The 23,933-nt window shown below is 73.6% G+C and carries 24 protein-coding genes; 15 read left to right on the forward strand and 9 right to left on the reverse strand.

Annotated elements, in window-relative coordinates:
• Positions 1-297 precede the first annotated feature (297 nt).
• From AH6_RS36915 to AH6_RS36935, 5 genes are all read right to left on the reverse strand, one after another.
• Positions 298-1,932, reverse strand: a complete 1,635-nt coding sequence (locus AH6_RS36915) for an AMP-binding protein (RefSeq protein ID WP_245679631.1) — start codon at positions 1,930-1,932, stop codon at positions 298-300.
• Between the two features lie 127 nt (positions 1,933-2,059).
• Entirely contained in the window at positions 2,060-3,166 is a 1,107-nt protein-coding gene (locus tag AH6_RS36920) for a type III PLP-dependent enzyme (protein ID WP_067489818.1), read from the reverse strand.
• Positions 3,167-3,177: 11 nt separating this feature from the next.
• Positions 3,178-4,827 carry an IucA/IucC family protein gene (locus AH6_RS36925; protein WP_245679632.1) on the reverse strand — a complete coding sequence of 550 codons (1,650 nt, stop codon included), beginning with the start codon at positions 4,825-4,827 and terminating at the stop codon, positions 3,178-3,180.
• Positions 4,818-6,428 (reverse strand): IucA/IucC family protein, encoded by a 1,611-nt coding sequence (locus AH6_RS36930; RefSeq protein WP_067489821.1) that lies wholly within the window; start codon positions 6,426-6,428, stop codon positions 4,818-4,820. The genes AH6_RS36925 and AH6_RS36930 overlap by 10 nt, the downstream gene beginning before the upstream one ends.
• A complete protein-coding gene (locus tag AH6_RS36935; RefSeq protein WP_067489878.1) occupies positions 6,425-7,591 on the reverse strand; it encodes an ATP-grasp domain-containing protein in 1,167 nt (388 codons plus the stop codon). The genes AH6_RS36930 and AH6_RS36935 overlap by 4 nt, the downstream gene beginning before the upstream one ends.
• 131 nt (positions 7,592-7,722) lie before the next feature.
• Between AH6_RS36935 and AH6_RS36940 the strand changes: the two genes are divergently transcribed.
• Positions 7,723-8,334, forward strand: a complete 612-nt coding sequence (locus tag AH6_RS36940; protein ID WP_067489824.1) for an HD domain-containing protein — start codon at positions 7,723-7,725, stop codon at positions 8,332-8,334.
• On the opposite strand, the gene AH6_RS36945 is transcribed toward AH6_RS36940, so the two are convergent.
• Positions 8,321-8,587: a DUF4031 domain-containing protein gene (locus AH6_RS36945; RefSeq protein ID WP_067489827.1), complete on the reverse strand. Its 267-nt coding sequence runs from the start codon at positions 8,585-8,587 to the stop codon at positions 8,321-8,323. The two genes, AH6_RS36940 and AH6_RS36945, sit on opposite strands and share 14 nt — an antisense overlap.
• Before the next feature lie 66 nt (positions 8,588-8,653).
• Between AH6_RS36945 and AH6_RS36950 the strand changes: the two genes are divergently transcribed.
• Positions 8,654-10,051 carry a dipeptidase gene (locus AH6_RS36950; RefSeq protein ID WP_067489830.1) on the forward strand — a complete coding sequence of 466 codons (1,398 nt, stop codon included), beginning with the start codon at positions 8,654-8,656 and terminating at the stop codon, positions 10,049-10,051.
• Between the two features lie 14 nt (positions 10,052-10,065).
• Entirely contained in the window at positions 10,066-10,983 is a 918-nt protein-coding gene (gene nudC / locus AH6_RS36955; RefSeq protein ID WP_067489833.1) for an NAD(+) diphosphatase, read from the forward strand.
• Positions 10,984-11,051: 68 nt separating this feature from the next.
• Here the strand turns inward: nudC and AH6_RS36960 are convergent, their stop codons facing one another.
• Complete coding sequence (locus tag AH6_RS36960) at positions 11,052-11,339, reverse strand: glutaredoxin domain-containing protein (protein ID WP_067489836.1); 288 nt, start codon at positions 11,337-11,339, stop codon at positions 11,052-11,054.
• Between the two features lie 151 nt (positions 11,340-11,490).
• Between AH6_RS36960 and AH6_RS36965 the strand changes: the two genes are divergently transcribed.
• From AH6_RS36965 to AH6_RS37005, 9 genes are all read left to right on the forward strand, one after another.
• Positions 11,491-13,584, forward strand: a complete 2,094-nt coding sequence (locus AH6_RS36965; protein WP_067489839.1) for an ATP-dependent DNA helicase UvrD2 — start codon at positions 11,491-11,493, stop codon at positions 13,582-13,584.
• A gap of 88 nt (positions 13,585-13,672) precedes the next feature.
• Positions 13,673-14,536 (forward strand): acyl-CoA thioesterase II, encoded by an 864-nt coding sequence (gene tesB / locus AH6_RS36970; RefSeq protein ID WP_067489842.1) that lies wholly within the window; start codon positions 13,673-13,675, stop codon positions 14,534-14,536.
• Positions 14,537-14,695: 159 nt separating this feature from the next.
• Positions 14,696-15,751: a hypothetical protein gene (locus AH6_RS36975; RefSeq protein WP_157431945.1), complete on the forward strand. Its 1,056-nt coding sequence runs from the start codon at positions 14,696-14,698 to the stop codon at positions 15,749-15,751.
• A 44-nt stretch (positions 15,752-15,795) separates the two neighbouring features.
• Positions 15,796-16,428, forward strand: a complete 633-nt coding sequence (locus AH6_RS36980) for a hypothetical protein (RefSeq protein WP_067489847.1) — start codon at positions 15,796-15,798, stop codon at positions 16,426-16,428.
• A gap of 147 nt (positions 16,429-16,575) precedes the next feature.
• The gene (locus AH6_RS36985) at positions 16,576-17,163 is read left to right on the forward strand and encodes an RNA polymerase sigma factor (protein WP_067489881.1); all 588 of its coding nucleotides are present in this window, start codon (positions 16,576-16,578) and stop codon (positions 17,161-17,163) included.
• On the forward strand, positions 17,156-18,223 hold the full coding sequence (locus AH6_RS36990) for a CU044_5270 family protein (RefSeq protein ID WP_157431946.1): 1,068 nt from the start codon (positions 17,156-17,158) through the stop codon (positions 18,221-18,223). The genes AH6_RS36985 and AH6_RS36990 overlap by 8 nt, the downstream gene beginning before the upstream one ends.
• 224 nt (positions 18,224-18,447) lie before the next feature.
• Positions 18,448-18,807: a hypothetical protein gene (locus AH6_RS36995; protein ID WP_157431947.1), complete on the forward strand. Its 360-nt coding sequence runs from the start codon at positions 18,448-18,450 to the stop codon at positions 18,805-18,807.
• 121 nt (positions 18,808-18,928) lie between these two features.
• Positions 18,929-19,207 carry a WhiB family transcriptional regulator gene (locus tag AH6_RS37000; protein WP_067489856.1) on the forward strand — a complete coding sequence of 93 codons (279 nt, stop codon included), beginning with the start codon at positions 18,929-18,931 and terminating at the stop codon, positions 19,205-19,207.
• Positions 19,208-19,214: 7 nt separating this feature from the next.
• Complete coding sequence (locus AH6_RS37005) at positions 19,215-19,484, forward strand: hypothetical protein (protein WP_067489859.1); 270 nt, start codon at positions 19,215-19,217, stop codon at positions 19,482-19,484.
• 214 nt (positions 19,485-19,698) lie between these two features.
• Here AH6_RS37005 and AH6_RS37010 read toward each other — a convergent pair whose 3' ends face one another.
• Positions 19,699-21,042 (reverse strand): ABC1 kinase family protein, encoded by a 1,344-nt coding sequence (locus AH6_RS37010; protein ID WP_067489884.1) that lies wholly within the window; start codon positions 21,040-21,042, stop codon positions 19,699-19,701.
• Between the two features lie 142 nt (positions 21,043-21,184).
• On the opposite strand from AH6_RS37010, the gene AH6_RS37015 reads away from it, so the two are divergent.
• Complete coding sequence (locus AH6_RS37015; RefSeq protein WP_067489862.1) at positions 21,185-21,973, forward strand: enoyl-CoA hydratase/isomerase family protein; 789 nt, start codon at positions 21,185-21,187, stop codon at positions 21,971-21,973.
• A gap of 179 nt (positions 21,974-22,152) precedes the next feature.
• Here AH6_RS37015 and AH6_RS37020 read toward each other — a convergent pair whose 3' ends face one another.
• Positions 22,153-22,518 (reverse strand): hypothetical protein, encoded by a 366-nt coding sequence (locus AH6_RS37020; protein WP_067489863.1) that lies wholly within the window; start codon positions 22,516-22,518, stop codon positions 22,153-22,155.
• Positions 22,519-22,721: 203 nt separating this feature from the next.
• Here AH6_RS37020 and AH6_RS37025 point away from each other — a divergent pair, with 203 nt between their 5' ends.
• Together AH6_RS37025 and AH6_RS44395 are read left to right on the forward strand one after the other, a co-directional pair.
• On the forward strand, positions 22,722-23,276 hold the full coding sequence (locus tag AH6_RS37025) for a M48 metallopeptidase family protein (RefSeq protein WP_245679633.1): 555 nt from the start codon (positions 22,722-22,724) through the stop codon (positions 23,274-23,276).
• A partial coding sequence (locus tag AH6_RS44395) for a hypothetical protein (RefSeq protein ID WP_067489869.1) occupies positions 23,273-23,933 on the forward strand: 661 nt, incomplete at its 3' end. The genes AH6_RS37025 and AH6_RS44395, both read left to right, overlap by 4 nt.

Below are 23,933 nucleotides of genomic sequence, written 5' to 3' on the forward strand. Positions count from 1 at the left end.
GGCGCGGAGCGCCTGCTGTGTTTGCTGAATGAGGCGGGGGCTCTGCCCCCGCGCCCCCGGCAAGGGGCTCTGCCCCCTGCACCCCCGTCCCCGGTGGCTGAGGCCAGCGTGATGGTGCCGGGTGCGGGGCTGGGGCAGTTGGTCGAGTGCGGGGCGCGGGGTTGCGGTTGTTGCTCGGGTGCAGGGCGCGAAACGCCAGCCGAGGCCATCACCCGGACGCGAAACGCGAGGACGAAGCAGCCGAACGCGCAGAACCCGGAACCGAAGTATTCGGTCGAGACGGAGACGAACCCGCCCCTACCCCTCCTTCAGCGCCTTAGCCCGCACCTTCCCCGTACTCGTCCGCGGCAGCTCCTCCACGAAAGTGATCTCCCGCGGCACCTTGTACCGAGCCAGCTTCCGCTTCACGTACGCCTTCAACTCCTCCTCGCTCACCTCCGACCCGTCAGCCCGCACCACATAAGCCGCCAGCCGTTGCCCGAACTTCTCGTCCTCCACCCCCGTCACGCTCGCCTCCGCCACGCCCTCATGGCCGCCGAGCAGGTCCTCCACCTCCCCCGGGAACACGTTCTCCCCACCCGACACGATCATGTCGTCCGCCCGCCCGTCGATGAACAGCCGTCCGGCCTCGTCGAAGTGCCCCAGGTCGCCCGTCGACGTCAGGCCGTCCCGGACCTCCTTCGAGCCGCCGCCCGTGTAGCCCGCGAACTTCAGGCCCCCGCCCGTGTAGATCTCGCCCGTCTCGCCCGACGGCAGTTCGTGGCCGTCCTCGTCCAGGATCTTGATGGTCAGCCGGAAGGACGGCTTGCCCACCGTGCCCGGCGCGGCGCGCAAATCCTCGGGCGTCGAGATCGTCGCCCAGCCCGTCTCCGTCGCCCCGTAGACGTTGTGCAGCACCTCGCCGAACGCGTCCATGAACTTCTCCGACAGGTGCGGGTGCAGCGCCGAACCCCCGACCACCACCACCCGCAACGAGTCCGGCTGCGGGCCGTCCGCGTCCAGTAGCCGTTGGAGCATCACCGGCACCGCGATCAGCGTCTCCGCCCCGTGCTCCACGATCGCCTCGCGCGTCTTGGCCGGGTCGAAGCGACGCGACAGCACCAGCGGCATCCCCAGGCCCAGGCCCACCGACAGGTACGCGAAGCCCAGCACGTGGAACAGCGGCGGCGCGATCACGACCGGCGCGCCCGAGCGCACCGGCACGCGCATCAGGTGGCTGAGCGCCGCCGGGAGCAGCGCCGCCGCCGAGATGTCGTGCCGCGCCCCCTTCGGCGTGCCCGTCGTCCCCGACGTCATGATGATGACCTTGCTGGGCGACGACGGCTTGCACGGCGCGGGCTCGTGCGCGGCGATCAGCTCCTCCGCCGTCTCGATCCCACCGCCGTCCTTGACGCCCTTCCCGTCCCCGCCGTCCTCGTCGTCGCGCCAGGAGTGCACCCGGCTCCCCTCGAACGAGGAGTCTTCCACCACCTCATCGAACTCCTGGTCGTGGAGCAGCAGCTCCACGCCCTCCCGCTCCGCCACCTGGCCCAGCTGCGCGCCCGAGAAGTCCGTGTTGAGCAGCACCACGTCGTTGCCCAGTCGCGACGCCGCCAGCACCGCCTCCACGAACCCCCGGTGGTTGCGGCACAACACCCCCACGCGCCCCTCGTCGCCGACCCGCTCCCGCAGCGCGGCGGCCAGGGCGGCGGCCCGCTCCTCCAGCTCCGCGTACGTCAGCGAGCCGCGCTCGTCGATGAGGGCGGTCCGGTCGGGGAAGCGCAGCGCCGCCATCGCCCCCACCGTCGCCGGGACGGGGCCGAACCGCAGGTACTGGAGCGGCAGCCGCGCCAGTCGGTCCGGCCTCACCGGGCGCAGTACCCCGACGTCGCGGACGGCGCGGGTCGCCCGCGCTCCCTGGCTCGCCAACGTTCGGACCCGGTCGAGCAGCACTGGAGCTCTCCTTGCCTGGGGGACGGGTCAGGGGCATACCCGGCTTTCAGTTAGATATGTAGTGCAATAGCGACATCCCGGAACAGTGCGTGATCGACTTGTGAGCCGTTCCACACCACCCGCGAGCTCAGCGCAGGTGGTGGAAGGCGGGCGCGGGGTGCATCAGGAAATCGTGGTGGGAGATGTTCCACGCGTACGCGCCCGCCATCCCGAACGCCACCACGTCGCCCGGCGCGAGGCGCGGGGCCGGGACGCGCGCGGCCAGCACGTCCTTCGGCGTGCACAACTGCCCCACCAGCGTGACGGGCCGGAGCCCGCCCTCCCGCTCGTCCACCACCGCGAACGGCTGGTCGTGCCCCTTCGCCGCCGGAGTCCGCAGGTGGTGGGTGCCGCCGCGCAGGATCGCGTACGTCTCGCCGCGCGTCGTCTTCACCTCCAGCACGTCCGTGACGTACCAGCCGTGGTACGCGGTGATCGCGCGGCCCGGCTCCACCCGCAGCCGCACGCCGGACGGCAGCCCCGCGTCGTAGGCCGCCCAGTCGAAGCGCGCCTCCGGATCGGCGTAGTCCACCGCCATCCCGCCGCCGATGTTGATCTCGGGGTCGGTGACGCCGTTGGCCTCCAGCCAGGGCAGCGCCCAGCCGGTGATCTGCTTGGCCAGGTCGAGCATCGCCGGGGCGTCCAGGCCCGACGCCAGGTGCGCGTGGACGCCGCGCAGCCGCAGGTCAGGGTGGTCGGCCAGCAGCGCGACGCAGTCCGCGAGCGCGTCCTCGTCCATCCCGAACGGTCCGCTCATCGACAACACCGCCCCCGGCGGCTGGAACGGCAGGTTGGCGCGCAGCAGCACGTCCACCGGCCGCCCGCACAGTCCGGTCAGGCGCGTCAGTTCGTAGGGGCTTTCTACATGGACGCGGTCCACGTTCAGGTCTAGCGCCAGGGCCAGTTCTTCGTCGGTTTTGCCGGGCCCGCCGAACGCCAGGCGCGCGTTAGGGACGGCCGCGCGCACGTGCGCCAGCTCGCCGCCCGACGACACCTCGAACCCGTCCACAAACGGCGCGAGCGTGCGCAGGATCTCGGCGTCCGGGTTCGCCTTGGCGGCGTAGAACAGTTCGGGGGTGGTGAGCGCCGTCCGTATCGCGCGCGCGTGCGCGGTCAGGCCCGGCAGGTCGTAGACGTAGGCGGGGAAACGGTCCAGGGAACGGATGTAGGACCGCACCCGGTGGGGGAGGTGCATGGCGTGTCCTGTCAGGCGAGGGGGTTGGGGGCCGGCACGTAGGTCGCGCCGCGATCTGCGGTACGCGCCCAGCGGGCTCGGAGGTTCGCCTTGGCGGGCAGCGGGACGCCCGCCAGCAACGCGCGCAGCTCGGGATGGTCACGGTCGGCGCAGTCCTCCACGTGCGCGCGCGTCACCCGCCACAGGTGCGTCTCCAGCTCCGGGTACAGGTCCGCTAGCGCGGCGGCCACTTCCGCCAGGTGGTTCACCAGCAGGCAGTACACGACGCGGTTCCAGCCGCGCGCCGAGTCGTAGCTCAGTCCCTCGCGCACGCGCGCGGGCAGACCCGCCAGCTCCTCCGCCCACCGGTCCGCGACCAGCTTGGTGCCCTCAAGGTCGCGGAAGGCGGTCTGCACCGGCATTCCGTCGTCGTCCAGCACGATCAGCACGTTCTGTAGGTGCGGTTCGAGGACCACGCCGTAGGACAGGAACGCGTGCAGCACCGGCCGCACCACGCGCCGCACGTAGGCGTCCCACCACGCCAGCGCGCCTTCAGCGCACGACAGCACCGGCAGCCGCCGCAGGAACGTGCCGTACGGGTCGGTCAGCGCGCCCGCCAGCAGCGGCGTGCCCGCCAGGTTCCGTACGCCCTGCCGCAGGATCACGCCCAGCCCCTCGTACAGGCGACGGTCGGCCAGCGCGACGCTCCGGTAGGCGGGCTCGGCCAGCAGCACGCACCCGTCGAACCGCACGCCCAGCGCGGCGAACACCGGCCGCAGCAGCTCGTTGAGCGCGACCGCGCCCTCCAGCTCGTACCAGGCGTTCTTGCGGACGCAGTTGGTGATGCGCACGTCCAGGCTGAACTTGCAGAAGGTGTCGGCGTCGGGCAGGTAGGCGGTGCGGATCGACGACGTCGGGGCCGCCTCCGGCCCGCCCTCGCCCAGGTCGCGGACCAGCCCGGCCCGCTCGGCCCGCTGCAACGCGGTGCGCCCGGACAGCAGCGAGAGTTGCCAGGGATGGGCGGGCAGCAGCCGGTAGCCCGCCGGGGCGTCGGGGCCCAGCGCCTCCAGCGCCGCGAACGCGGCCCGGTCGCCCGCCTCCACCAGCACGTCCTCGCGCACCGCCAGCCAGTGCGGCCGGAACCGGGTGCGGGCCTCGGGCGCGTAGGGCAGCCAGTCGGCCGGGTCGCCCTGCCGCGACTTGGGCGAGGGGTGGAAGCGGTGCCCGGCGATCAGCGACTGCTCCGACTCCAGGAACACGTCCGCGTCGGCCGGGCGCTGCTCGCGCGCCGCCAGGATCGCCGTCAGCGCCGTGTGGCTGTCGCGGACCTGCGGCAGGAACTCGGGGTTGGCGTGCCCGGTCGCCAGCTCCAGTTCGCCGGATATCAGGTCGGCCAGCCGCCGCCAGTCCGCCGGGATCCACCGGGCGCCGCGCCGCTCCTCGTACGGCGGCACCAGCCGGTGCGCCGGGCCCGCCGGGGGCCGGGCGAGGCCCGTCCGCAGCTCGACGCCGACGCGCGGCAGCCGGACCGTCAGGTGCGCGCCCTCCGCCCGCACCTGGCGGTCGGGCGCGGCGACCTCGCGGACCAGGCAGTTCAGCAGCGCGGTGGCGGTGGCGGTGCCGGCGTCGGGGACGGTCTGGGGAGCGGGTCCGGCACCGGGGGCGCGGCCGGTCAGTAGCACGATGCATCCCGGAGGTAGTTGGGGCCGAGCGGGCCGTAGGCCTTGTTGATGTCGGCGGCGCCGGTGCGCGCCTTGTCGACCAGCGTCCCGGCGGTGACCATCGCCTTGGCGGGCAGCGCGGGCGCGTCCAGCGTGCGGGCGCGCAGCAGCCGGTCGTCGGGGCCCAGGCAGGCGTCCAGCCGGTCGCGGATCATCGTCAGGCCGGTGCCCAGCGGCAGCAGCCCGCGCTCGGCCAGCCCGAACGCCAGCGCCGCCGCGCACAGGTGCAGGGTGATCGTCACGAACACGCGGGCCAGCGCCTCGGGGTCGCCGGCGGACATGCGCCGGTCGTGGAAGGCGGTGCGCGGCTCGTACCGGGCGGCGCGGCCGTGCGGGTCCAGCAACATCCCGTCGTTGTCCTTCAGCAGCAGCTTGGGCGGCCCGGTGTCGTTCATGACCAGGGAGATGTTCTGCTGGTGGGCCTCCAGCGCGATGCCGTGCCGGAACAGCGCGACGTTCCACGACAGCAGCACGTCCAGGTAGGAACCGAACAGCTCGGTCACGTTCCACCGCTGCACGACCGCGCCGCCGTCCGGCGAGTCGGCCAGCAGCGCCGCGACCGGCACCACATGCGCCCGCGCGGTCTCGGCGGGGAAGCGCCGCACCAGGTAGCCCAGCAGCGGCGACTCGGCGTGCCCGTAGGTCTGCTCGTCGGCCAGCAGCACCGGCAGCCACGGCTCGCGCGCGAGGACGCGGCGCAGGATACGTTCGGCGCGCGCGCCGTCGGGCAGCGTGCCCGGCACGATGGTGCGGCGGTTGCGCAGGCCCAGCGTGCTGGTCGGCATCGGGATCTTCAGGTGCTCCAGCGGCTCGACGGTGACCGTCCGCATCGACAACGTCGGCATCACCTGGAGGTAGGGCCGCCGCCCCGGGACCAGGCCCGGCTCGTCGCGCAGCAGCGGCTCGGTCAGCGGGTGCACCGGCAGCAGGTCGTGGGTGGCGGCGAGCGCCGCCTCCAGCCCCACGTCCTGCGGACCGGGCCACCAGTCGGGCCGCTCGCCCGCCGCGGTGACGCGTCCCTGCGGCACCGCGACCCACGACATCGTGAACGCCGGGTCGAACTCCGGCGCGTAGCGGCGCAGGTCGTTGGGGCTGAGGCCGAGCCGGGCGCGGCCCGCCGGGTGCACCGGGTGGTCGCGGTAGGCGGCCAGCGTCTCGTAGAAGGTGCCCGGCCCACGGCGCAGGCCGTCGGGCACCTCGGCGAGGCGGTCCAGCACCACCGGGCGGGTCTCCTCGTGCAGCCGCACGGTGGTGAGCGCCTCGCGGCACTCCTGCTCGAACGCCGCCACGTCGTCGCCCGGATGCGCCAGCCGCCGCACCACCGCGAGCACGTCGCCGAGCCACAACCGCTGCTCGGCGTCCACCACCAGGTAGCTGAGGAACCCCGGGTACAGGCCGCCCGCGGGCGGGTCGCTGGGACCGCGCAACTTCGCCCGCACGATGCCGGGGACCTCCAGCGTCCGCCGGTACGGATCGACGTACTTGCTCAGGCCGCCGTAGTCCTCGCGGAGCAGCGTGTCCAGGATGCGCGCGGCCAGGGCCCCCTCGACCGAGCAGTTCATGCGACCGTCCAGATGTGCGCGGCCCGGAAGCGGGCGACGGCGGACTCGACCTCGTCGCGCGACGGGCCGATGGCCCGGATCGTGCCGAGGTAGTCCCGGTTGGTGTGGGTCAGTGCAAAGCTATCCCCGATCGCGCGCTGCGGCCGATAGGCGAGCCGCACCCGGCCGTCGACGGTCTCGGTGACCTCGGGGGCCGCGGTGAGCGTGCCGCCGCGCCCGGCGCGGACGGTGTCGGCGACCGCGTACCGGCCGGTGCGCGGCGGGGGCGGCGGCAGCGGCTCGCCCAGGTGCACGCGCAGGACGCGCTCGAACAGCGGGATCTCCAGCAGGTCGGCCAGCAGGAAGTCGCAGTGGTCGCCGATCAGCCGGTAGTTGACCTCGATGATCCGCGCCCGCCCCGCGTGCACGACGAACTCGGTGTGGCAGGCCCCGAACCCGACGCCCAGTTCGGCGAGCTGCGCGAGGACCTGGTCGGTCTCGGGCGGCGGGGGCGCCCACTCCAGACGCTCCTCGATGAAGTGCGGCGGGGGCGACACGCGGGTGCGGAACGAGCCCAGCACGTGGAGGCGGTCGCCGTCGCCGAGGGTCTCCAGGGTGTGCAGGTCGCCTTCGAGGTACTCCTCGGCGATCAGCGGGTCGGGCCGCCGCGCCCGGACCTGCTCGCGGCGGGCCGCCAGCTCGGCGGCGTCGCGCACCAGGAACACGTCCTCGCTGGCCACGCCCTCGCGCGGCTTGAGCACCAGCGGCCAGGGCGCGCCGTCCGGCACGGCCCAGGCGTCGGCGGCGAACACCGGGTCGAGCCCGGCCAGGTGCCGCCGCGCCAGCGCCTTGTTCTTGGTGCGGGTGGCCGCGCGCCAGTCCTTGCCGGGCAGCCCGAAGTAGGCGGCGGCGAGGGCGGTGGGGGCCTGGAGGAAGTCGCTGTTGGAGAAGACGGCGGCGGGCTCGCCGGGGCCGGCGGCGATCGCGGCGACGATCGCGCGGTAGTCAGTGACGTCGCAGGCCACGACCCGGCCGCCGAACAGTGCGACGTGCTCGGCGGGCCGGTCGGTGAGCAGCACCGGTTCCAGGTCCCGTTCGACCGCCAGCGCGGCGGCGGCGGGCAGGAAGCCGTGCGTGACCGAGTCGGTCGTCTTGCCGGCGACGAGGTGGAAGGAGGCGGCCACGGCCACCCTTTCAAGTGAGGTAAGGCTTGCCTAACTTGCGAGGTCACCATAGTGACGGGGGCGCTGACTGTCCGCAAGAACGATGGCACCGCGTGTCCCCCCGCGTCCGGCGATCGGCGAGGATGATGGTCATGGATCTCGTGGATCGTTGGGTCGCCTTGGCCGGGCCGCACGCCCGCCGCATCGGGACCGAGCTGGACGCGCGCTACGGCGAGGAGCACCGCCGCTACCACACCCGCGCGCACCTGACCGCCGTCCTCGACCTGGTCGACGAGCTGGCCGACCACGCCGCCGACCCCGACGCGGTGCGGCTGGCGGCCTGGTTCCACGACGCGGTCTACGACCCGCAGCGCGCCGACAACGAGGACCGCAGCGCCCGCCTGGCCCGCCGCATGCTCGCCGACACCGACCTGCCCGAGGCCACCGTGGACGAGGTGGCCCGGCTGATCGTGCTCACCGAGACGCACGCCCCCGACGCCGACGACCGCAACGGGCAGGTGTTGTGCGACGCCGACCTGGCCGTCCTCGGCTCCGACCCCGACGCCTACGCCGCCTACGCCGCCGCCGTGCGCGAGGAGTACGCGTTCGTGCCCGACGAGTTCTTCAAGGCCGGGCGCGCCGAGGTGCTGACCGGCCTGCTGGAGCTGCCCGCCCTGTTCCACACGCCGCAGGCCCGCGCCCGCTACGAGGAGAAGGCCCGCGCCAACCTGCGCACCGAGCTGCTGCTGCTCAACGCCGGATGACCTTGCGGCGGCGCAGCCCCGCCCGCGTCAGCCGCGCCAGCAGCTCCTGGCAGCCCACCGCCTGCGCCCCGAGCGCCACCGCCGCGCCGTACAGTTCCGACGGCACGTCGTAGTGGTCGCGCTCGAAGGCGCGCGGCGGCATCCCCAGGTCGGCGGCGAACGTGTGCAGCTCGACGAAGGACACATCGCTCACCATGTGCGACCACACCCGTCCCCGGGCGGGCCACAACGGCGGATCGATCAGGATCAACACCCCTCCAAGGCCGTTCGGCTCCATCCCCTAAAGTGCCAGATGAGCGCCATGCAAAGGAGCATGTCAATGGACGTACCCGCCTATATCGCGGCGAACGAGGCCCAGTTCTTCGCCGACCTCAAGGAGTGGCTGGCGATCCCGTCGATCTCCGGCGACCCCGCGCACCGCGCCGACGTGGCGCGGTCGGCCGAGTGGCTGGCCGGATACCTGCGCGGCCTCGGCTGGCCGACCGTGGAGGTCTGGCAGACCGGCACCCCCGACGCGCCGGGCCTCCCGGCGGTGTTCGCCGAGTGGCCCGCCGCCGACCCGGACGCGCCGAAGGTCGTCGTCTACGGGCACCACGACGTGCAGCCGGTCGAGCCGCTGGCGGAATGGGACACCGACCCGTTCACGCCCACCGAGAAGGGCGACAGCCTCTACGGGCGCGGCACCTCCGACGACAAGGGCCAGATCTTCTTCCACACGCTCGGCGTGCGCGCCGGGATGGCCGCGGCGGGTTCGGGAGCGCCGCCGGTGACCGTCAAGCTGCTGGTGGAGGGCGAGGAGGAGTCGGGCTCGGTGCACTTCGCCGACCTGCTGCGCGCCCACCGCGACCGGCTGGCCTGCGACGCGATCGTCATCAGCGACACCACGATGTGGTCGGCCGAGGTGCCCTCGATGTGCACCGGGATGCGCGGCCTGACCGAGGCCGAGGTCGTCCTGCGCGGCCCCGGCACCGACCTGCACTCCGGCTCGTTCGGCGGCGCGGTGCCCAACCCGCTGCACGCGATGGCCGCGCTGATGGCCGCCCTGCACGACGACCAGGGCCGCGTCACGCTGCCCGGCTTCTACGACGACGTGGTGCCGCTGACCGACCAGGAGCGCGCCCTGTTCGCCAAGCTGCCCTTCGACGAGGCCGCCTGGCTGGCGACCGCCGGGGCCAGCCGCGCCGCCTACGGCGAGGCCGGGTACAGCACGCTGGAGCGCATCTGGGCACGTCCCACCGCCGAGATCAACGGCATGTGGGGCGGGCACACCGGCCCCGGCGGCAAGACGATCGTGCCGCGCGAGGCGCACGCCAAGGTGTCGTTCCGGCTGGTGGCGGGCCAGGAGCCCGGCAAGGTGCAGGAGGCGTTCCGCGCCTGGGTCGCCGAGCACACCCCCGAGGGGATCGAGGCCGAGGTGGTGATCCCGGGCGGCGGCGTGCGGCCGTGCTTCTCGCCCATCGACTCGGCCGGGGTGCAGGCGGCCCGCGCCGCGATGGAGAAGGCGTTCGGCACCGAGGTGCTGTTCACCCGCGAGGGCGGCAGCGGCCCCGAGGCCGACCTCGCCGACATCCTGGAGGCCCCGCTGGTGTTCGTGGCGGTGGGCCTGAACGAGGACCGCATCCACGCGCCCAACGAGAAGGTCGAGATGCCGCTGCTGCTCAAGGGCGCGGAGGCTGCCGCCTACCTCTGGGACGAATTCGCCGAAGCGCTGCGCTAGGAGACATCACCACCGTGACCGAAACCCCCCTCGAATGGCTGGCCCTGGGGCGCGGCACCCTGGACCGGGTCGCTGACCGCCGCCGCGACGACGTCTGGCTCGCGGCGGCGTGGAACGATCCGGGGACCAGGGTGCTGGTGGTGGAGGACGGGCGGGCGCTGGTGGCGTTCGCCTCCGCCGTCCCCGCGCTGGCGCTGGTCCCGCCGGGGCAGGCTCCTGACGGTGAGCGGTACCTGCTGGGCGTGGACGGCGACGGCACGGCCTACTTCGCGGTGGCCGGGCCGCTCCCGGCCGTCGAGGGCGCGGAGCCCGCCGGGCTGCGGCGGGTCGGCGCGCTGCTGGACGACCGCGACTCGGGCCTGCTGACGCACGCCGTCGCGCTGGAGCACTGGCACCGCACGCACCGGTTCTGCCCGCGCTGCGGCGCCCGCTCCGACCTCGCCTCGGCCGGGCACACCCGGATCTGCCAGGCCGAGCACACCGAGCAGTTCCCGCGCGTCGACCCGGCGGTGATCATGCTGGTGCGCGACGACGCCGACCGCGTGCTGCTGGCGCGCGGCCCGCAGTGGCCCGAGGACCGGCGCTCGATCCTGGCCGGGTTCGTGGAGCCGGGGGAGTCACTGGAGGGGGCCGTCGAGCGCGAGGTGCTGGAGGAGGTCGGCCTCCGCGTGCACGACGTCCGCTACCTGGGCAGCCAGCCGTGGCCGCTGCCGCAGAGCCTGATGGTGGGGTTCTTCGCGCGGGCCGAGGGCGGGCAGGAGTTGCGGCCCGACCCGGTGGAGATCCTGGACGCGGCCTGGTACTCGCGGGAGGACCTGCGGGCGGCGATCGAGCGGGGCGAGATCGTCGCGCCGGGGCCGCTGTCGATCGCGGCGCAGCTGATCACGCGCTGGTACGGGGGGCCGCTGCCGGAGATGCCGCCGTTCGTCTGAGCGGCGACCCGGGACGCGACGACGCCCGCGCACGGAACCTTCCGTGCGCGGGCGTCGTGGCGTCGGGGTCAGGCGCCGAGCAGGCGCTTGACCTCCTTGGCGCTGGGGTTGGTGAGCACGACCCGGCCCGCGTCGGGGGTCTCGATGACCACGGTCGGGACGGTCTGGTTGCCGCCGTTGACGCTCATCACGTAGTCGGCCGCCTCGGGGACCTTCTCGATGTCCACCTCGGCCATCTCGATGCCCTCGCGGGCGAGCTGGCTCTTCAGCCGCCGGCAGAAGCCGCACCAGGTCGTGGTGTACATGGTGAGCCGGCCGGTGTGGCCGGGCGCCTGGTCGGTGGTCGGCGTCGCCATCGGTGCGTCGTCTCCCTCGTCGGGTCGGTCAGGAAAGTCAAGTGGGGCGTTCAGGAGAACGCCCGGCCGCCGCGCGGCATTCCGGGGGAGAGGTTATCCACAGTTGGCGGGGCGGGACGTTCCGGTGCGCCGGGAGTGCCAGGATGGGGCGATGGACGCTGAGGGGGTGCTGGCGGGGCTCGACCCGGACCAACGGGCGGTCGCCGAGGCCGTGCACGGTCCGGTCTGCGTGCTGGCCGGCGCGGGCACGGGCAAGACCAGGGCGATCACGCACCGGATCGCCCACGCGACGCTGACCGGCGCGGTCGCGCCGCAGCGGGTGCTGGCGGTGACGTTCACCACGCGCGCGGCCGGGGAGCTGCGCGCCCGGCTGCACCGGCTCGGCGCGCCCGGCGTGCAGGCCCGCACCTTCCACGCGGCGGCGCTGCGCCAGCTGTCCTACTTCTGGCCCCGGGTGGTCGGCGGCGACCCGCCCCGCATCATCGAGTCCAAGATCAGCCTGGTGGCCGACGCCGCCCGCGCCTGCGGGCTGTCCTACGGCCGCAGCGAGCTGCGCGACGTGGCGTCCGAGATCGAGTGGGCCAAGGTCACCCAGCACCGCCCCGAGGACTACGCGGCGGCCGTGGCCTCCAGCAGCCGCAAGGCCCCCGCCGACGTGGTGGACGTGGCGCGCGTCTACGCGATGTACGAGCAGCTCCGCCGCGAGCGCAACCTGCTCGACTTCGAGGGCATGCTGGAGCTGACCGTCGCGGTGCTGCTGGAGCACCCCGAGGTCGCGCGGCAGGTCCACGACCAGTACCGCTACTTCGTCGTCGACGAGTTCCAGGACGTCAACCCCCTCCAGAAGCTGCTGCTCGACACCTGGGTGGGCGGCCGCAAAGAGCTGTGCGTCGTCGGCGACCCCAACCAGACGATCTACTCCTTCACCGGCGCCACCCCCTCCTACCTGCTCGACTTCACCCAGGACCACCCCGACGCCACGGTCGTGAAGCTGGTGCGCGACTACCGGTCCACGCCCCAGGTCGTGCAGCTGGCCAACCAGGTGATCGGGCAAGGGCGGGGCCCGGGAACAGGCGGCGCGTCGGCGCGCCGCCACAAGCTGGAGCTGGTCGCCCAGCGCGAGGACGGGCCCGAGCCGGTCTACAACGAGTACGACGACGAGGTCGCCGAGGCCGACGACGTCGCGCGGCGCGCCCGCAAGCTGATCGACGAGGGCGTGCCCGCCCGCGAGATCGCGGTGCTGTTCCGCATCAACGCCCAGTCGGAGACCTACGAGGCGGCGCTGGCGGCGGCGGGCGTGCCGTACGTGCTGCGCGGGGCCGAGCGGTTCTTCGAGCGGCCCGAGGTGCGCGAGGCGGTGATCCGGCTGCGCGGCGCGACGCGGGCCGGGGGCGACGCCGAGACCGAGGGCATGGGCTTGATACAGACCGTCCGGCACGTGCTGCTGGGCGCGGGCTTCACCGACCGGCCGCCCGAGGGCGCGGGCGCGGCGCGGGCCCGCTGGGAGTCGCTGGCCGCGCTCGCCCAGCTCGCCGAGGACATGGCCGCCGACGACCCCAAGGCCGGGCTGCCGGAGTTCGTCGCCGAGCTGGAGGAGCGCGCCGCCGCCCAGCACGCCCCGCCGCTGGAGGGCGTCACGCTGGCGTCCCTGCACGCGGCCAAGGGCCTGGAGTGGGACGCGGTGTTCCTGATCGGCCTGGCCGAGGGCACCCTGCCCATCATCTACGCCGAGACGCCCGAGCAGGTGGAGGAGGAGCGCCGCCTGCTGTACGTGGGCATCACGCGCGCCCGCGCGCACCTGTCGTTGTCGTGGGCGCTGGCCCGCGCGCCGGGCGGGGCGCGCTTCCGCAAGCCGTCCCGCTTCCTGGACGGCCTCACCGGCAAGACCGCCACCCACACCCCGGCCCGCGCCGACCGCACCAAGCGCCGCACGGCCAAGGCGGGCCCGCAACCGTGCCGGATCTGCGGCCGCCCGCTGACCGCCGCCGTCGAACGCAAGCTGGGCCGCTGCGCCGACTGCCCCGCCGACCTGAACGAGGACCTGCTGATGCGCCTGCAGGACTGGCGCACCGAGGTGTCAGCAGAGCAGAAGGTCCCGGCCTACGTGGTGTTCACCGACGCCACCCTCCAGGCGATCGCTGAACGCGACCCGGGCAGCATGGAGGAGCTGGCGCAGATCGCGGGGATAGGCCGCGTGAAGCTCGACAAGTACGGCGAACAGGTCCTAGCCCTATGCGGCGGCTGACCACGCCAGGAGCCTCTGCGCGGGCTGCGACGGCCGTCACAGGGGGTGTGAGCGCGAGCACATCTCACGGTTTGGGACACTGATCCGCGTGAAGGAGTCACTGAAGGCACTGCTGGACCTGCTCGACCTGGAGCAGATCGAGAACGACATCTTCCGGGGGCGCAGTCCCGAGGACCGCCAGCAGCGGGTCTTCGGCGGCCAGGTGGCCGGGCAGGCGCTGGTCGCCGCCGGGCGCACCGTCCCGGTCGACCGGGGCGTGCACTCGCTGCACGCCTACTTCATCCGGCCCGGCGATCCGTCGGTCCCGATCGTCTACACCGTGGACCGGGTGCGCGACGGCCGGTCCTTCACCACCCGCCGGGTGCTGGCCATCCAGCACGGCAAGGCGATCTTCAGCCTGTCGGCGTCGTTCCAGATCACCGAGGACGGCCCGACGCACCACGCCCCGATGCCGCAGGCGCCCGCCCCCGAGACGCTGCCGGTGGCGCTGGACCGGCTGACCCCGCTGTTCGGCGAGCGCTTCGCGACCGAGTTCGTGAACCGCCGCCCCTTCGACGTGCGGCACGCCACCCCGCTGACCTGGGAGGCCGCCAAGGACCCGGCGCTCGCCACCCCCGAGTCGAAGGTGTGGCTGAAGGTGGACGGCGAGCTGCCCGACGACCCGCTGCTGCACGTGTGCCTGATGACCTACGCCTCGGACATGACGCTGCTCGACACCGTCCTGCTGAACCACGGCCTGGCCTGGGGCGACAAGCGGACGATGGGCGCGAGCCTCGACCACGCGATGTGGTTCCACAAGCCGTTCCGCGCCGACGACTGGCTGCTGTACTACCAGGACACCCCCTTCGCGGGCGGCGCGCGTGGCCTGGCGCGCGGCCAGGTGTTCACCAAGGACGGCGACCTCGTCGTCTCGGTCATGCAGGAGGGCCTGGTCCGCGTCACGGACTCCTGACCAGCGGTTTTGACGGCCCCGGAGGGAATCTCCGGGGCCGTTCCCGTTCGCGGCGAAGGGCGAACGCGAGCCTTAAAGGGGCCTACAGGAGCTCTTAAGGTTGCGCCGGGCGCTTTGTGAAACAGTTTCACCATTCCTCGCGAAACGGATTGCTCGGGTATGAGAACTGTGTTCCGTGGCGCCTGCGTTGCGGGCGCCGCGCTGGTGTTCGCCAGTGCGCTTCCTGCGGTGTCGGCGTCGGCGGCCCCCACGCCCGCCGTCTCGGTGGCGTTCCGCGTCTCGAACGCGCAGGTCACGGGAGTGAGCGCCGTGGCTCCTGCGGTGGCCCATCCCAACGTCTGGTGGACGGTGGGCGAGGTCGGAGGAAAGGCCCGCCTGCTCGCGCTCGGCCGCGACGGGCAGGTCCAGGCCATGTTCGGGGTGACCGGCGTCCCGTCCGGGCACCGCTGGGACGCGCTGACGGTCGTCCGGAACGGGTCGGGCCCGGCGAGCCTGCTCCTCACGAGCCTGGCGGAGGGACGGCGCGGCAGGTTGTCGTTGTACCGGCTGGCCGAGCCGATGATCCTGCGGACCCGGATGCTGGTGGCCCGGGAGTACGGGATCCAGTACCCGGACGGCGGCCACGGCGGGGGCACGCTGCTGGCGGACCCGCGCCAGGGACGGGTCTACATCGTGACGCGGGCGGCGCGGGCGGCGGCGGTCTTCGCGCTGCCCTCCGTGCTGGGGCCCGACATGAACGAGCTGACGCGGTTGCGGACGCTGGGGTTCGGGGTCCGCTCGGCCGCCTTCGCCCCCGACGGCCGCCTCCTCCTGCGCACCCTGACGGACCTGCGCGTCCTCGACGGGGCCTTCGGCACGTCGGCCCGGGTGGTCCAGGTCCCCGGAACCGGCGGCGTCCTCGGCGTCGAGGCGGACGGGAGCCGCGCGGTGCTCGTGGACCGGGGCGCGCGCCCGGCGTTCCGCTCGGTCGCACTTCCCCGGCGGCCGAGCGCACCGAAGGCGGCGATGGACGTCCAGCCGCCGGTCCGGTCCGGGCAGTCCCGGCTGTCGGGCAGGCTGCTGGGGGTCGGCGCGCTGGGCGGGCTGGTCCTGATGGGGCTGGTGGCGGGCACGGTGGCCTACTTCCGGGAGCGGAACTTCCGGTTCGAGATGACGCCGACGCCTCCCCGGTCCCGGCCACGGCCACGGCCGCACCGAGCGGGCCGCCGCGCCTGACGGCCCGGCCCTCCCCACCCTCTCCCTCCGGAGGAAGCATCTCCATGAAGCACGCAACGAACGCGGTCCGCTCGGCCCTGGAAGCGGCGGCGGCCCTCCTGTCCGCGCGGGACATCGCCTCGCGGCCGTTGGAACGTCCCAACGAGCGGCTCCGCTGGGGCGCCGGGGCCCACGACGGCGTCCAGGTGCCCACCGCCAACGGCCGCACCGCCGTCCTCTCCTTCGCGGCCGAGCGCGAGGCGGCCGTCGCCATGGTGCGGCCCACCCTGCGCGTCCTCACCGGAAGCTGGCCCCAGACCGACCTGGTCGCCCAGACCACCGCCACCGGCCTCTGGCTGCTGGTCGTGCTGCGCGGTCCCGGCGCCCCGCAGCGGTTCCCCATGCCGATGCGGCTGGCCGAGCACCTGACCACGGAGATGATGCCCTCGGGCGCCGTCGACGTGGTGGACCAGCCCACCGGCTCCACCGTCGGGCGCTTCCTCCGACCCTGGGGCTGCGACGCGATGTACCGGCAGCTCCCGGTCGAGTTCGCGCTGACGGGATCGACGGTGACGTTGCAGGTCCAGCACCACCAGGTGCACTACCCGGCCCTCGCCACCTGCCTGTACACCGACTCGTCGTCGGCCACCCGCTTCTCGGCCGGTGCCCTGCCGTCGCGGTTGTCGCCGCTGGTCTGAGCACCCGCCGTGGCCGCTCCGGGAGTTCCCGGGGCGGCCTTCGTCGTTTCCGGCCGAGAACCCGCGCGGCGGCATCGGGAGAGGACGCGGTGACCGATCCCCCCGAGAGAGGCGACCGATGATCCCACCCGAGGACCCGAGGTGACCATGGCGGTACGGCGCGCCGGGAGCGCCGGCGACGTCGTGGACGCCGACCTGATCGCGGCGTCGTTGTCCGATCCCGACCGGTTCGCGGCGCTGTTCGAGCGCCACCACGCCGAGATCCACCGCTACGCCGCCCGCCGCATCGGCACCGACGCGGCCGACGACGTGGTGGCCGAGACGTTCCTGGTGGCGTTCCGCCGCCGCCGCGTCTACGACCCGGCCAGGCCCGACGCCCGGCCCTGGCTGTACGGGATCGCCACCACGCTGGTGGCCCGGCACCGCCGCGCCGAGGTCCGCCACCTGCGCGCGGTGGCCCGCACCGGCGTGGACCCCCTGCCCGAGCCGATGGCCGAACGGGTCGTCAGGCGGGTCGCCGCGCAGGAGCACGAGCGGGCCCTCGCGCGCGCCCTGGCCGGGCTGAACCGCGGCGACCGCGACGTGTTGCTGCTGGTGGCCTGGGGCGACCTGTCCTACCAGGAGGTCGCCGACGCCCTGGACGTCCCGATCGGCACCGTGCGGTCCCGGCTCAGCCGGGCCCGCCGCAAGCTGCGCGCCGTGCTGGGCGCGCCTGAGGAGAACACGCATGGATGAGATGAGGCTGGTCGCGGAGTTCCGTGACGAGGTGCCCGCGATCGGGGCGGACGCGGCGCGGGAGGCGCGGCGGCGGCTGCGCGCCGAGGCGGCCGGGCCGTCCCGCCGCAGGGAAACGAGGCCGTGGTTGTGGCGGGGCGTCGCGGTGGCGGGCCTGACGGCGGCGCTCGTCGCGGGCGTCACCGTCGCCCAGAACGTGGGCGGCGGCCACGAGCCGGGCCGTCCGGGCGTGCTGCCCGGCCTGCCGGTCGCGCAGGCGGAGGTCGCGCAGATCGCGCGGCGGGCCCGTACCGCCGCCGAGGCGGGCCCCGACGCGCCGGTGACGCCCGGCACCTGGACCTACGTCAAGGACACGATCCGCGAGAGCGACGGCAAGGTGATCGGCCCCGGCTCCAAGCGCACCACCGTCGAGACCTGGTACACCGCCGACGGCACCCGGCGCGCCCGCGTGGGCGACGACGGCCGGGTCCACGAGCAGAGGCCCGTCCCCGGCGGTCCGATCTCCGACGGCCCCGGCGCGCTGCCCAAGCCCGCCTTCCTGATCGGCGCGCCCGCCGACCCGGCCGGGATGCGCGAGCGCGTCTACGCCGAGGCGGACCGGATCATCGCGATGGGGAGGCGCGGCGAGATCAGGTCGATCACCGGCGTCGACGCGTCCGCGAGCCGCGACCAGGTGGCCTTCCAGCTGGTCGCGCAGGTGCTGCGCGCCCACTACGTGCCGCCCCGGCAGGAGGCGGCGTTGTACGGGACGCTGGCCTACGTGCCGGGCGTGCGGGTGCTGCCGGAGTCGGTGGACGCGCTCGGGCGGCGCGGCCCGGCGTTCTCCCTCACCGACGGGCAGTCGATCCGGCACGAGATCATCTTCGACCGGGCGAGCTACCGGTACCTGGGCGGCCGCCACATCTTCATCCGCGACTACGTGGAGAGGCCGCCCGCGCCCGGGGTGGAGGGGGACCACGATCCCGAGCGCCCGGTGCGGTACGCGAAGGGGGCGGTCGTGGGCTGGACGGCCAAGCCTGTCTCGGGCGTGGTCGCGGGGCCGGGGGAGCGTCCGAAGTGACGGCGGCGGGGGCGTACCTGTGCCCTCTCCGTTAGGACGCCGGTGGGACGGCCGGGGTTCTCGGGGATTTGCGTGAAATCTTCCACATAACCGCAGGTCAAAAAATAGCTTGCCGATCTTGCGGGTGGCCCCGTACGCTCATTGCGAGCATTCAGACGGCGCGGCCGGCGGGATCGTGATCCTGCCGCTGGGCCCCTAGAACCAGAGAGGTGGTGTGCAGTCCGGTGAGCAACAACGTGATGACGAAATCGTGGTCGTCCCTGACTGCCGCGCGCCCTGGTTCCAGGGCGCAGCGTGGCCTCACCATGCCGTCGCCGAGCTGGCAGCCCGGCGGCGCGCCCGCGCGCAGCGGCGGCGCAGAGCAGATCAGTGAGCACGGATGCCTCGGACACGGCCTGCCGGCCGGGCCCGTCCTGCGTCCGCGCGGTCTGCGCGACGAACAGCGATTCCAGGACCAGCAGGGCCTGACCCTCTTCGCCCACCTGGGCGGCGAGGAAATCCAGGCTCCGGCCACGGCAGACGTGTACCTGCCGTCCGTCAAGGGCGGCATGTCGGGTCCGCACCCCTGGAGGCGACCGGTCTAGAACAGCACCGGCAAGCCCCAGGGCCGCGAATCCGACACACGGATTCGCGGCCCTTCTTATTTGCCCGGACAACCCACGACACACCCGTTGAGATCCAACGAGAGGAACAAGGGTGACTGAGATGCAGGGGGCTCTCGCCGTGAGCGAGGAGGACCTCACCCTTCCGTGCCGGACCGACCCGGAGCTGTTCTTCGCCGAGGCGCCCGCCGACGTGGAGCTGGCCAAGGCCCTGTGCCTGGAGTGCCCGCTCATCAAGCAGTGCCTCGCCGGCGCGCTGGAGCGCAAGGAGCCCTGGGGCGTCTGGGGCGGCGAGCTGTTCGTGCGCGGCGAGATCGTCGCGCGCAAGCGGCCGCGTGGCCGTCCGCGCAAGCACCCGCGCCCGGACGAAGTGGCCGTGTGAGACACGGATGACCGCCCTTCCGACCCTCGGCCGTAGGGACCAGGTGTGCACGGCCCCCATCGTGGGGCCGTGCCCCTGGGCCTCCAGGGAGACCACGATGACGTTGCTCGGCCAGGAACCGTCCCTCGACCGAATACCCGACTCCGACCCGGTCGCCCGCCAGGCGGCCCGGGTCCGCGCCCTGCGCCGCGTCCGCCGTGACGCGCGCACGCGCGCGGCCAGGGTCAGCCGCGTGCTGCTGGCCCCGGTCCCCGAACAGCGTTACCCCACCAGGTGAGGCGCGGGCGGGCCCTGACCGGGCCTGCCCGTCCCGCCCCATAAGCAGCCAGCGCCCACCCCGGTAGCAGGCGCCCGCCCGTTCTTTCTTGGATGGTTTGGCGGGTGGCGCGCCTCCCGGACGGGCCGCCGAGGCGCCCCGGCGATCCCCCTCGCCGGGCGCGCACGAAGAACCCCGCGCACCTCATCAGTGCGCGGGGTTCTTTTCTGCCTTCTCAGCCCGTGACCAGCTCGGGGTCGGAGTCGTCCGCCTCGTCGGCGAAGCCCGGGATCCAGCGCAGCGACTCCGCCCGCGCCGGGATCTCGCACTCCAGCTGGCACAACACGCCGGTGCCCGCCGACAACACCCGGTGCACGATCACGTACTCCGGCGGCAGGTTGAGCTGGCGCACCACGTTGGTCGGGCGCAGGTCGGTCACGCGGGCGGCCATGTCGCGCAGCCACTCGCGGTTGAACTTGAAGGTCTCCTCGACGAACGGCTCGGTGATCGGGGCCAGGAACGCCTGGAGGGACCCGGCGTCCACCGCGACGCCCTCGCGGATGAACTCCTCGTCGCGCAGGGCCTGCTCGACGTCGTCGATGTCCTCCAGCGTCCCGATGCGCAGCAGGCGGCCCATCCGGTACTGGAAGTCCTCGGGGATGCGGTCCACCGCGCCGAAGTCCAGCACGCCGAGGCGGCCGTTCGCCAGCAGGCGGAAGTTGCCCGGGTGCGGGTCGCCGTGCAGCAGGCCCGAGCGCTTGGGGCCCGACAGCAGGAAGCGGCAGTACAGCAGGGCGGCGTGGTTACGGGTCTCGGGATCGCCCTCGCTGATGATCTTGGAGAGCGGGGTGCCGTCGATCCACTCGGTGACCAGCACGTCGCCCGCCTGCGCGACGACCTCGGGGATGTAGAAGTCGGGGTCGTCGGCGGGGTAGGCCGCGCGCACCCGGGTCTGGGAGTCGGCCTCGATCGTGTAGTCGAGCTCCTCGACCACCCGCTCCTTCAGTTCGGCCAGCATGGACTTCACGTCCAGGCCCGGCATGAGGACGCCGAACAGCTTGCCGAGCCGCGCGAGCTGGTTGAAGTCGCTGATCAGCGCCTTGCCCGCGCCGGGGTACTGGACCTTGACGGCGACCTTGCGGCCGTCGGCCCAGACGGCCCGGTGCACCTGGCCGATCGACGCCGCCGCCGCGGGCTTGTCGTCGAACTCGGCGAACTGGTCCCGCCAGTCCGCGCCCAGGGCCTCGGCCAGCACCTTGTGCACGGCGCTCGCGGGCAGCGGGGGAGCGGCCTCCTGGAGCTTGGTCAGGGTGGCGCGGTAGGGGCCGGCGATCTCCGGCGGCAGCGCCGCCTCGAAGATCGACAACATCTGGCCGAGCTTCATCGCGCCGCCCTTGAGCTCGCCCAGCACCTTGAACAGCTGCTCGGCGGTGCGCTGCTGAATCTCCATGGCCACGGCCTCGGCGGGCTTGCCGAGGGTTCGTTTCCCGACGCCCAGTGCGGTGCGCCCGGCGAAACCGAGCGGGAGGGACGCCAGCTTTGCGGACCGCGTCACCGCGCGGCGGGGAAGATCGCTCACGCGGACCATTGTCGGTGATGGGGGTCGTTCCCGCCACAACGATCGGGGGAGGGTTACCCCACCCCGTCCGATCGGAACCCGGCCACCTGCGGCGATGGGGTAAGTGTGCGCTTTCTCACCCTGGGGCGATAGGTTGCGGGCCATGTCTCAGCCCCTGCGCGTCGAGCGGCATGCCAACGGCGTCGCCGTCCTGACCCTGAACGACCCGGACCGCCGCAACGCCATGTCGGACGACATGACCGCCGCGTGGAAGGCCACGATCGCGGAGCTGCGCGCCGACGCCGGGCTGCGCTGCGCGGTGGTGACCGGCGCGGGCACCGCCTTCACCTCCGGCGGCAACCTGTCCTGGCTGGCCGACACCAACGCCGTGGCGGTGCCGCCGCTGCGCGACCGGATGCTGGAGTTCTACCGGACCTGGCTCGCGATCCGGGACCTGGAGGTGCCGACGATCGCGGCGGTGAACGGGCACGCGATCGGCGCCGGTCTCGCCCTCGCGCTGGCCTGCGACCTGCGGTACGCGGCGGCCGACGCCAAGCTCGCGGTGCCGTTCACCGCCCTCGGCCTGCACCCGGGCATGGCCACCACCTGGCTGCTGCCGGAGGTCGCCGGGCTGCCGCTGGCCCGCGAGCTGCTGTTCACCGGCCGCGTGCTCACCGGCGTCGAGGCCGAGCGGCACGGCCTGGTCAACGGTGCCGTGGCGCGCGAGCAGGTGCTCGCGGAGGCGCTGGCGACGGCCGAGCGGATCGCCGCGCAGGCCCCGATCGCCACCCGGCTGACCAAGGTGGCGCTGGCCAATGGCGGCCACCGGGACATGGAGTCGGCGCTGCGCTGGGAGTCGCTGGCCCAGCCGGTCACGATGGCCTCCCGCGACATGGTGGAGGGCCTCACGGCGCAGCGCGAGAAGCGCCGCCCGGAGTTCACCGGCGAGTAGCCGTCCCCGCGAACGGCTCCCGCGCCTCCCGCGAACGGTCCTTGCGATCTGGCGGACGGTTCCTGCGCCCCTGTGAACGGTCCCTGCGACCTTGCGGACGGCCCCCGCGACCTGGCAGGTTCCTGCGATCTGGCGGGTGGCCTCCTGCTGCCTGGCGTGGGCGGGCCCCGCCGGTGGCCTCAGATGTGGGCGTGCCTGAGGTTCCCGGAGCGACCGGTCATCTCCACCGGCCCCGGCGCGGCGCCGTGCGCGGCCTGCTTGCGCGCCTTGCGCTTGGACATGCCCGCCATGACCATCGACAGCGCCACCGGCGCGGCCACCTCGACCATTCGCAGGATCGGCTCGGCCGGTATCCCGTACCGCCGGGCCACCTTGCGCGCGGCCGGACGCAGCGCCTTGCTGGCGACCCGTCCGGCCACCGCCCCGGCCACCCCGCCGCCGATGCGCGCGGGCATGGACGCCCGGTCCTGGGCGTCGCCCTGGACCGGCATCCCCTCCAGGACCTGCTGCTCGGCGGCCTGCCGGTTCTTCTTCCGCTTGCTCACGGTGCCCCCCGAATTCGACTGTCACCGTACGTACCCATCCGATTGCGAAAAGAAGCGTCGGCAGCCGTTGTCGGCCTTTGCGGGAAAAGGGTCTGCCCATTTTGTGAAATCCCTTGACCGTTGAGTAAAAACATTGGGGCTGACCTGCAGAAACGGTCATCGCCCCCTGTGGCGGACGCAAATTTTTAGGTACGGTTTCAAGCGTGCCCCCCAACGTAGAGGTCCGCCGCAGCAGCCGTCGCCGGCGGACGGTGTCCGCCTATCGCGACGGGGACAAGGTGGTGGTGATGCTGCCGTCCCGGCTCAGCAAGGCCGAGGAGGAGCAGTGGATCGCGACCCTCCTCGGGCGACTGGAGGAGCGGGAACGTCGCCGCCGCCCCAGCGACGCCGACCTGGAGACGCGCGCCCGGGAGTTGTCGCGCCGCCACCTGGGCGGCCGCGCCGTGCCGTCCAGCGTGCGCTGGGTCGCCAACCAGCGCACCCGCTGGGGCTCGTGCACGCCCGACGACGGCACCATCCGGCTGTCCACCCGGCTGCGCGGCATGCCCGCCTGGGTCGTGGACTACGTGCTGGTGCACGAGCTGGCCCACCTGCTGGTCCCCGGGCACGGCGCCGACTTCTGGGCGCTGGTCGCGCACTACCCCAAGGCCGAGCGCGCCCGCGGCTACCTGGAGGGCGTGGCCGCCGCCGCGAACCTGCCGCTGGACGACAGCGACGACGAGCTGGCCGACGGCCTGCGCCACGGCGTCGCCGGGTGAGCACCGGCGTCCCCGCCCGGCGGCTGTTCGCGGCCGTCCTGTCGGTGATTCCTGGGGCCGCCGCGCCCGCGCCGCCCGGCATCGACGCCGAGGAGTTCCGGCTCGCCCTGCTGGAGGACACCTACGAGGTCGCCGCCGGGCTGGAGCTGGTCACCCCCGCCCTGGTGCTGCACCCGCCGCACCAGCCGGACGCCGAGGCCGTCACCTGGCCGGGCACCCCGGTCGTCCGCGCCGCCACCCCGGCCGCCGCGTTCGCGGGCCTGCACGCGCTGGGCGCGACCGAGGCCGCGCTGCTGGCGGGCGACGCCCCCGACCTGCCCCCGCTCATGATCGGCAAGCTGTTCCGGGCGCTGGGCAGCGCGCCCGCCGCCGCCTGCCAGGCCGTGGGCACCGGCCGTACGGGTCCTGACCAGGGCGCGGGCCTGGTCGCGCTCGCCGCACGCCTGCCGCTGCCGGACTGGCTGGCCGAGGCGCTGACCGGCGTCGATCTGGACACCCCCGACGCCCTGGCCCGGCTGCGCGCCGCCGCACCCCGCCCCGGCCTGATCCCGCAGGGCCCCGGCTGGCACCGCCTGCGCACACCAGACGATCTACGCCTGCTCGACCCGGGCCTGGAAGGCTGGGAAACCACGCGTTATTTACTGCAGTCCCGGCCCA

The sequence above is a fragment of the Actinomadura hibisca NBRC 15177 genome (assembly GCF_001552635.1).
Lineage (GTDB): Bacteria > Actinomycetota > Actinomycetes > Streptosporangiales > Streptosporangiaceae > Spirillospora > Spirillospora hibisca.

What these genes read in the sequence shown, in the direction of transcription:
- AH6_RS36920 (WP_067489818.1), bottom strand. Translation starts at nt 3,166, where the DNA reads ATGCACCTCCCCCACCGGGTGCGGTCCTACATCCGTTCCCTGGACCGT.
- AH6_RS36930 (WP_067489821.1), bottom strand. Translation starts at nt 6,428, where the DNA reads ATGAACTGCTCGGTCGAGGGGGCCCTGGCCGCGCGCATCCTGGACACG.
- AH6_RS36940 (WP_067489824.1), top strand. Translation starts at nt 7,723, where the DNA reads ATGGATCTCGTGGATCGTTGGGTCGCCTTGGCCGGGCCGCACGCCCGC.
- AH6_RS36950 (WP_067489830.1), top strand. Translation starts at nt 8,654, where the DNA reads ATGGACGTACCCGCCTATATCGCGGCGAACGAGGCCCAGTTCTTCGCC.
- AH6_RS36960 (WP_067489836.1), bottom strand. Translation starts at nt 11,339, where the DNA reads ATGGCGACGCCGACCACCGACCAGGCGCCCGGCCACACCGGCCGGCTC.
- AH6_RS36965 (WP_067489839.1), top strand. Translation starts at nt 11,491, where the DNA reads ATGGACGCTGAGGGGGTGCTGGCGGGGCTCGACCCGGACCAACGGGCG.
- AH6_RS36975 (WP_157431945.1), top strand. Translation starts at nt 14,696, where the DNA reads ATGAGAACTGTGTTCCGTGGCGCCTGCGTTGCGGGCGCCGCGCTGGTG.
- AH6_RS36980 (WP_067489847.1), top strand. Translation starts at nt 15,796, where the DNA reads ATGAAGCACGCAACGAACGCGGTCCGCTCGGCCCTGGAAGCGGCGGCG.
- AH6_RS36985 (WP_067489881.1), top strand. Translation starts at nt 16,576, where the DNA reads ATGGCGGTACGGCGCGCCGGGAGCGCCGGCGACGTCGTGGACGCCGAC.
- AH6_RS36990 (WP_157431946.1), top strand. Translation starts at nt 17,156, where the DNA reads ATGGATGAGATGAGGCTGGTCGCGGAGTTCCGTGACGAGGTGCCCGCG.
- AH6_RS37000 (WP_067489856.1), top strand. Translation starts at nt 18,929, where the DNA reads ATGCAGGGGGCTCTCGCCGTGAGCGAGGAGGACCTCACCCTTCCGTGC.
- AH6_RS37005 (WP_067489859.1), top strand. Translation starts at nt 19,215, where the DNA reads ATGACCGCCCTTCCGACCCTCGGCCGTAGGGACCAGGTGTGCACGGCC.
- AH6_RS37015 (WP_067489862.1), top strand. Translation starts at nt 21,185, where the DNA reads ATGTCTCAGCCCCTGCGCGTCGAGCGGCATGCCAACGGCGTCGCCGTC.